Here is a 6783-nt window from a genome sequence, read left to right on the forward strand (position 1 = left end):
GTACCGGGACGGCCTCACCGCCGACCGGCTGTCCCAGCTGCTGAGCGACCAGTCGAACTCCGTCGACAACCTGCGCGCGGAGATGGTTCGCTTGCGGAAGGTCCTCGACGGGACGGCCCCGCCCATCTCGATCGCCTCCCGGCCGTACCGTCTCGGTTCGCCGGTCGAGCTGGATGCGCAACGCGTGCTCGCCCTACTCGAACGTGGCGCCCACCGGGTGGCGCTCGGCACCCACCGCGGGCCGCTGCTGCCCGCCTCCGTCGCCCCCGGCATCGTCGAGATCCGCTCGGAGATCAGTTCCCGGCTGCGGCAGGCGCTGCTGAGCGACGCGAGCCCCGACCTGCTCCTCGAGTACGCCCGCAGCGACGAGGCGGCCTGGGACGAGGAGGTCTGGCGCGCGTGCCTGGAACTGCTGCCGCCCCGGTCGCCGAAACGGGCATCCGTCGTCGCTCGCCTCGCGAAGATCGAGGCGGACCTCGCCGAAACCGGCGCCCCGGGTGGCGGGCGCAACCTCCCGCAACCCTGACGCAACGGTCCCTCCGCGTACGCTCGGGCCAGGTCCGCAGCAGGCGGACCCCACCGACAACGTCGTCGACGAGGAGAGAAATGACCGTCTATGCCAACCCCGGGACCCCGGGCGCCAAAGTCACCTTCAAGCCCCGCTATGAGAACTGGATCAACGGGGGCTGGGTCAAGCCCGTCAAGGGCCAGTACTTCGAAGACATCTCTCCGGTGAACGGGAAGCCGTTCGCCGAGGTCGCCCGCGGAACGGCGGAGGACATCGAACTCGCGCTCGACGCCGCCCACCGGGCCGCGCCGGCCTGGGGCAAGACGACGGCGACGGAACGCGCCGCCGTGCTCAACAAGATCGCCGACGTCATCGACGCGAACAAGGAACTGCTCGCCGTCGCAGAGACCTGGGACAACGGCAAGCCGATCCGCGAACCGCTGAACGCCGACCTGCCGCTCGCGAGCGACCACTTCCGCTACTTCGCTGCTGCGATCCGCTCGCAGGACGGCGACCACGCCGAACTCGACAACGACACCGTCTCGTACCAGTTCCACGAGCCGCTCGGCGTCGTCGGCCAGATCATCCCGTGGAACTTCCCCATCCTGATGGCCGTCTGGAAGCTCGCCCCCGCCCTCGCGGCAGGGAACGCGATCGTGATGAAGCCGGCGGAGCAGACCCCGGTGTCGATCATGGTGCTGATCGAACTGATCGGCGACATCCTGCCGCCCGGCGTGCTCAACATCGTCAACGGGTTCGGCCTCGAGGCGGGCAAGCCGCTTGCGTCCTCCCCGCGGATCCGCAAGATCGCGTTCACGGGCGAGACCACGACGGGCCGCCTCATCCTGCAGTACGCGAGCGCCAACATCATCCCTGCCACGGTCGAACTCGGCGGCAAGAGCGCGAACATCTTCTTCAGCGACGTCGCCCAGGAGCAGGACAGCTTCTACGACAAGGCCCAGGAAGGTTTTGTGCTCTTCGCCTTCAACCAGGGCGAGGTCTGCACGGCACCGAGCCGGGCGCTCCTGCAGAAGCCGATCTACGAGAGCTTCCTCGGCAGCGCCATTGAGCGCACCCGCAAGGCGATCCAGGGCAACCCGCTCGACACCGACACCCAGGTCGGGGCCCAGGCGAGCAACGACCAGCTCGAGAAGATCCTGTCCTACATCGACATCGGCAAGCAGGAGGGCGCCCGTCTCGCCCTCGGCGGTGAGCGTGTCGACCTCGGCGGTGACCTGAGCGGCGGCTATTACGTGCAGCCGACCATCTTCGAGGGCAACAACAAGATGCGCATCTTCCAGGAGGAGATCTTCGGGCCGGTCCTCGCGGTCACGAGCTTCTCCGACTACGAGGACGCCATCTCGATCGCCAACGACAACCTCTACGGGCTCGGCGCGGGCGTCTGGTCCCGGAACGGCAACGTGGCATACCGGGCAGGGCGCGACATCCACGCCGGCCGGGTGTGGGTGAACAACTACCACCACTACCCTGCCGGCGCCGCGTTCGGCGGGTACAAGAGCTCTGGCATCGGCCGCGAGAACAACAAGCTCGCCCTCGGGCACTACCAGCAGACCAAGAACCTGCTCGTGTCCTACTCGGAGAAGCCCCTCGGCTTCTTCTAAACGGCATCGTGCCGAAGGGGGCCGCCGGTATCGACCGGTGGCCCCTTTCGGCCGTCCCGCAGCTCGACTACCGTTGGTGCACATCCCGCCCGATGACCATCGAGCGTGAATCGAACGATGAAAGGCCAGGCAATGTCGCCAGCAGCGCCCTCAACAACCACGGTCATCGCCTCCGTCACGGTTCCGGGGGAGACCACGCCGCGCGTCGAGTTCACGCCGGCCGCCGTCGACACCCTGCGCGAGCTCTGGGCCGAGTTCGGACCGCTGATGTTCCACCAGTCGGGCGGATGCTGCGACGGCAGTTCGCCGATGTGTTTCCCGGCCGGGGAGTTCATCACCTCGGACCGCGACGTGCTGCTGGGCCGGCTCGACATCGCGCCGGCCGGTGAAACGGCCCAGACCGTCGACTTCTGGATGTCGGCGGAACAGTTCGAATACTGGAGCCACACGTTCCTGACGGTCGACCTCGTCCCCGGCCGGGGCAGCGGCTTCTCCCTCGAGGCTCCGCGCGGCGTGCGTTTCCTGATCCGGTCCCGCCTGATGGAAAGCTTCGGCTGAGGGCTCGTTCGGGAAGGTCGTGCCCATCCCCGGTCGTTCGTGACTCGCGACAGGGGGTGGCCGAACCCGCGGAGTGCCCGTTGGCCCGCCTTTGGCTCTCAGCCTCCGGGCAACTACACTCGTTTGAGGCCGATTCGGCCGCGCACCTTCCTAACTGAACTGAATGAACGGAAACGCTTTCCATGGCATCAACCGCCGATATCCGAAATGGCGTCGTCCTCAACATGGACGGCCAGCTTTGGGCCGTCACCGACTTCCAGCACGTCAAGCCGGGCAAGGGCGGCGCTTTCGTTCGCACCAAACTGAAGAACGTCGTCACGGGCAAGACCGTCGACCGCACCTTCAACGCCGGAGCCAAGATCGAGACCGAGAACGTCGACCGTCAGGACTTCCAGTACCTGTACGCGGACGGCGACTCCTACGTCTTCATGGACGTCTCCGACTTCGACCAGCTCACCGTCTCCAACGTCGTCGTCGGCGAGGCCTCGAACTTCCTCCTCGAGAACCAGAACGTCACCATCGCCCTCCACAACGGCAACCCGCTGTATGTCGAGCTGCCGGCATCCGTCGTGCTCGAAATCACGTACACGGAACCCGGCCTGCAGGGCGACCGCTCCACCGGCGGCACCAAGCCCGCCACCGTGGAGACCGGGTTCCAGATCCAGGTCCCGCTGTTCCTCGAACAGGGCACCAAAGTCAAGGTCGACACCCGCACCGGTGACTACCTCGGCCGCGTCAACTAGTGAGCGCACGAACGAAGGCGCGTAAGCGCGCGCTCGACATCCTGTACGCCGCCGACGTGCGGCAGACCACGATCCCCGAATCGCTCGCCGCCGAGGCGCAGCGGGCCGCGAGCGAACCCGCGCGGATGGCCTCCTGGCTGTACGCGCGCGAGATCGTGGACGGCGTCGTCGATCACCGCGAGGAGATCGACGAACTCATCGAGACCTACTCGCAGGGCTGGACGCTCAAGCGGATGCCGGTCGTCGACCGTGCCATCCTGCGGATCGGGATCTGGGAGATCCTGTTCAACGATGCCGTTCCTCACGCCGTCGCGATCGATGAGGCCGTCGAGGCCGCGAAGATCCTGTCGACGGATGATTCGGCCGGGTTCGTCAACGGATTGCTCGGCAGGATCGCGCAGACGGCCCCGCCGGCGTCGGCTGCTCCCGCAGCACCCTAGGCTCGTCCGCACCGTCCCGTACCGTTCGTCCAGGGGAAGATCATGAGCAACGACAATCCAGAGCCGTTCCCGTCATACCCGGACCAGTCCGGTCTGCCGGCGTCCCCCGAGCAGGGAACGCCGCATCAGGATTCGCTCCAGCCGTACCCGCAGCAGGACTACCGGCAGCAGGAGTACCCCCAGGTGCCCCGCACGAACACGCTCGCGATCGTCTCTCTCGTGTCCGCGTTCGTCGTGTCCCTCGTCGCAGTGATCACGGGGCACATCGCGCTCGGCCAGATCGCACGCCGCGGTGAACGGGGGCGCGGCCTCGCCATCGCGGGTCTTGTGATCGGCTACGTGGGACTGGCGTCCACGGCCGTCCTCATTGTCCTCTCGATCCTGTTCGCTGCGGCCTTCGGTCGGGTCTTCCTGAACATGGCCCAGCACGGCGGCTTCGGCGGGCCGGTCACCTCGGCGACGAGCGAACCGGACGCCTCGCAGGGCCTCCTGCCGAGTGGCACGCTCGGCGCGGCCCACTTCGACGATGGTTACGTGTCCGTCGGCACCGGCAGCCAGATCGTCGACGAGTACATCGACCCGATGTGCCCGTACTGCGCCCAGTTCGAGGCGACCAACGGAGCGCTGCTCGCGAGCCGCGTCGATGACGGCTCGATCACACTGCGCCTGCACGCGCTGACCTTCCTCGACCAGGCCTCCCAGGGCACGTACTACTCGAGCAGGGCATCCTCCGCGCTCACCTGCGTCGCAACACTCGCTCCGGACTCGACCCTCGACTACCTCGCGGCCCTGTTCGCGAACCAGCCGCAGGAGAACACCCAGGGCCTCACTGACGCTGAACTCGCTGCGCTTTCGCCGGCCGGTACGGACATCTCCGCCTGCATCGCGCAGGGCGACTACCAGATGTGGTCGGAGGCCAACACCGATGCCGCCCTCAACGGGCCCATCCCTGGAGCGGAGATCGATTCGATCCAGGGCACGCCGACCGTGCTCGTCGACGGGGCGCAGTACCCGGGCGGACTGACCGACAGCCGTGAGTTCGAGGCATTCCTCGACTCTGGCTCAGGATCCGGCCAGTCGACGACCGAGGGGTCGTCGGGCGCCTGAGCGCAATCCGGCCTGGCTACAGGACGGCGTAGAGGCCTTCGAGGGCGCTCGCGATCGAGTCGAAGCTGCCGATCCGCTGCCCGTCTTCGTTGACCAGCAGGAACCCGCGCGGCGTGCGCTCGAGGATGCCCGCGAGTTCATCGGTCACATCGTGACGGACCTCCCAGCGCGCCGGGCCGGCGTCCACGACGGAAAACAACTGAACGAGGTCCGTCCGGTCCATTCAAATCCTTCATCTGTACGTGCTTTCGCCAGCGGATGCCTGCCGCGGGACAATCCTGACGTGTGCCGGGCCCGACCGCAACTTCTGTTCGGTGAACACCCGGTGACGGTGTCGGCGTGGTCCAGGCGGAGCAGGTCAGGCGGGCAGGTCAGAGTGCGATGGCCAGGGCCAGGATCCGTGAGCGCGGCTGATCGGCCCAGGTGCCGGAGAGGTGCTCCGGGACGCCGCCGGTGGGCGTCCGGGCCGCGAGAACGCTCGTCTCCGCAGTAGGGCTGCCGGGCACCCTGAGTACGACGAGGCGCAGGGAGCCGGCCTCGACCACGGTCGAACCGGGCTCGTCCCTGGTCGAGAGAGCTGTCGTCGACGACAGTGCCGGGGTGGACGCATCCGTGGTCCCGCTGCCTGCGACCGTCGCCGTGGACTCCCGGAAGACGAGGTCCCCGTCGACGTCGACGAACTCGTCGGCCTGGGTGCCGCCGCGGTGGATGGTCGTTGCGAGCGCGGCGATGTAGGTGGGATCCCCGGTGGCGTCGTATGTCCAGCGACGACCCAGGACCGAGTGTTCCATCGTGCCGATCAACCAGGCGTCGCCGCCTTCGAGGGGCGCATCGCGATACGTCAGCGGCACCTGGAGCACCGGACCGTCGCCGGCACGCACGAGCAGCGTTTCGATGCCGACCTCACCCGCCGGATCGTCAAAACGGTATGCCGCGACGGCCGTCAGGGGGGCGGAGGGATCGCCGGCGAACCAGGACTGCATCCGCAGCCAGGGTTCGACGAGTTCAAGCTTGGACGGCCGAAGCTGGGCCCGGTGGATGAGTGCCATGACCTCGATGGTAGGGCACGTCCGCCTGGCAGAAAGGGCTGTCAGGCCGGAGACGTCTAGAACAGCCGGGAAGTCCGTATCCGTCCGCACGTCGCCGACTGGTCGGCGGCGTTGAGGTCACTCCGCCACTGTCGGCGTGAGCCGTCGGCTGGCAGACTGGGGGCGTGAATCCAGAGCCGATCCCGTCGTCCGCTGCACCAGGCGGTCTGCACGCGTCGTCGCCCACGTCGCGGGTCGACCACTATGCCACTGGTGAGACCAAGGCGAGCGGGAGCACCCTCGATGGCGAACTCCACGGCGAGTGGGAGTGGTTCCGCACAGACGGCACGCTGATGCGTACGGGAGAATTCGACCGCGGCCGCCAGATCGGCGTCTGGCGCACCTGGGCCAGGGACGGCAGCCTCGTCAAGGAGACCCGCTTCCGCTGAGTCGCTCACTGACTCGATTCCGCGCCCTCCCGCAGCCGGCCGACAGGATCTCGGACCTCTGCTGCGCGATGTTCCGCACGTCGGTGAGCGTCCCGAACTCAGGAGTTCCGTGCGGCCGGGTGGGATCGGCTGCACTTGTCCGCGGACCCGAGTTACCCGCCCGGGCGGATCTCCTGAATTCGGAACCATGGGCAGGAGAATCAACCGTCTTCAGGTGTGAAACTCAAGATGAGAATCCTAAAATTATGTGCGTAAGTCTCGTATTCGTGTTCGATTCGGGGTAGAATCGGGGTATGGCAGGAGCTTCCGATCCCCAGTCACACACCCC

General features: G+C 67.2%; 8 protein-coding genes and 1 pseudogene. 7 read left to right on the top strand and 2 right to left on the bottom strand.

Annotated elements, in window-relative coordinates:
• The 6 genes and pseudogenes from QN345_RS13800 to QN345_RS13825 form a co-directional block, all read left to right on the top strand.
• Window positions 1–526: pseudogene (locus QN345_RS13800) on the top strand (transcriptional regulator); the annotation flags it as partial.
• Window positions 527–606: 80 nt separating this feature from the next.
• Window positions 607–2130, top strand: a complete 1524-nt coding sequence (locus QN345_RS13805; RefSeq protein ID WP_134449465.1) for an aldehyde dehydrogenase family protein — start codon at window positions 607–609, stop codon at window positions 2128–2130.
• 132 nt (window positions 2131–2262) lie between these two features.
• Window positions 2263–2688 carry a DUF779 domain-containing protein gene (locus tag QN345_RS13810; RefSeq protein WP_134561156.1) on the top strand — a complete coding sequence of 142 codons (426 nt, stop codon included), beginning with the start codon at window positions 2263–2265 and terminating at the stop codon, window positions 2686–2688.
• A gap of 182 nt (window positions 2689–2870) precedes the next feature.
• Entirely contained in the window at window positions 2871–3431 is a 561-nt protein-coding gene (efp, locus tag QN345_RS13815) for an elongation factor P (RefSeq protein ID WP_134449467.1), read from the top strand.
• Complete coding sequence (gene nusB / locus QN345_RS13820; protein ID WP_134559877.1) at window positions 3431–3871, top strand: transcription antitermination factor NusB; 441 nt, start codon at window positions 3431–3433, stop codon at window positions 3869–3871. Before efp ends, nusB begins: the two co-directional genes overlap by 1 nt.
• Window positions 3872–3913: 42 nt before the next feature.
• Entirely contained in the window at window positions 3914–4978 is a 1065-nt protein-coding gene (locus QN345_RS13825) for a thioredoxin domain-containing protein (protein ID WP_134561155.1), read from the top strand.
• A gap of 16 nt (window positions 4979–4994) precedes the next feature.
• Here the strand turns inward: QN345_RS13825 and QN345_RS13830 are convergent, their stop codons facing one another.
• Window positions 4995–5201: a hypothetical protein gene (locus QN345_RS13830; RefSeq protein WP_134449470.1), complete on the bottom strand. Its 207-nt coding sequence runs from the start codon at window positions 5199–5201 to the stop codon at window positions 4995–4997.
• A 148-nt stretch (window positions 5202–5349) separates the two neighbouring features.
• On the bottom strand, window positions 5350–6027 hold the full coding sequence (locus QN345_RS13835) for a CG0192-related protein (RefSeq protein WP_134561154.1): 678 nt from the start codon (window positions 6025–6027) through the stop codon (window positions 5350–5352).
• 164 nt (window positions 6028–6191) lie between these two features.
• Here QN345_RS13835 and QN345_RS13840 point away from each other — a divergent pair, with 164 nt between their 5' ends.
• The gene (locus QN345_RS13840) at window positions 6192–6455 is read left to right on the top strand and encodes a hypothetical protein (protein WP_322189723.1); all 264 of its coding nucleotides are present in this window, start codon (window positions 6192–6194) and stop codon (window positions 6453–6455) included.
• The last annotated feature ends 328 nt before the right edge of the window (window positions 6456–6783 follow it).

Source organism: Cryobacterium sp. 10I1 (assembly GCF_035019805.1).
In the GTDB taxonomy this organism is placed as follows: domain Bacteria; phylum Actinomycetota; class Actinomycetes; order Actinomycetales; family Microbacteriaceae; genus Cryobacterium; species Cryobacterium glucosi.

What these genes read in the sequence shown, in the direction of transcription:
- QN345_RS13810 (WP_134561156.1), top strand. Translation starts at nt 2,263, where the DNA reads ATGTCGCCAGCAGCGCCCTCAACAACCACGGTCATCGCCTCCGTCACG.
- QN345_RS13830 (WP_134449470.1), bottom strand. Translation starts at nt 5,201, where the DNA reads ATGGACCGGACGGACCTCGTTCAGTTGTTTTCCGTCGTGGACGCCGGC.
- QN345_RS13805 (WP_134449465.1), top strand. Translation starts at nt 607, where the DNA reads ATGACCGTCTATGCCAACCCCGGGACCCCGGGCGCCAAAGTCACCTTC.
- efp (WP_134449467.1), top strand. Translation starts at nt 2,871, where the DNA reads ATGGCATCAACCGCCGATATCCGAAATGGCGTCGTCCTCAACATGGAC.
- QN345_RS13825 (WP_134561155.1), top strand. Translation starts at nt 3,914, where the DNA reads ATGAGCAACGACAATCCAGAGCCGTTCCCGTCATACCCGGACCAGTCC.
- QN345_RS13835 (WP_134561154.1), bottom strand. Translation starts at nt 6,027, where the DNA reads ATGGCACTCATCCACCGGGCCCAGCTTCGGCCGTCCAAGCTTGAACTC.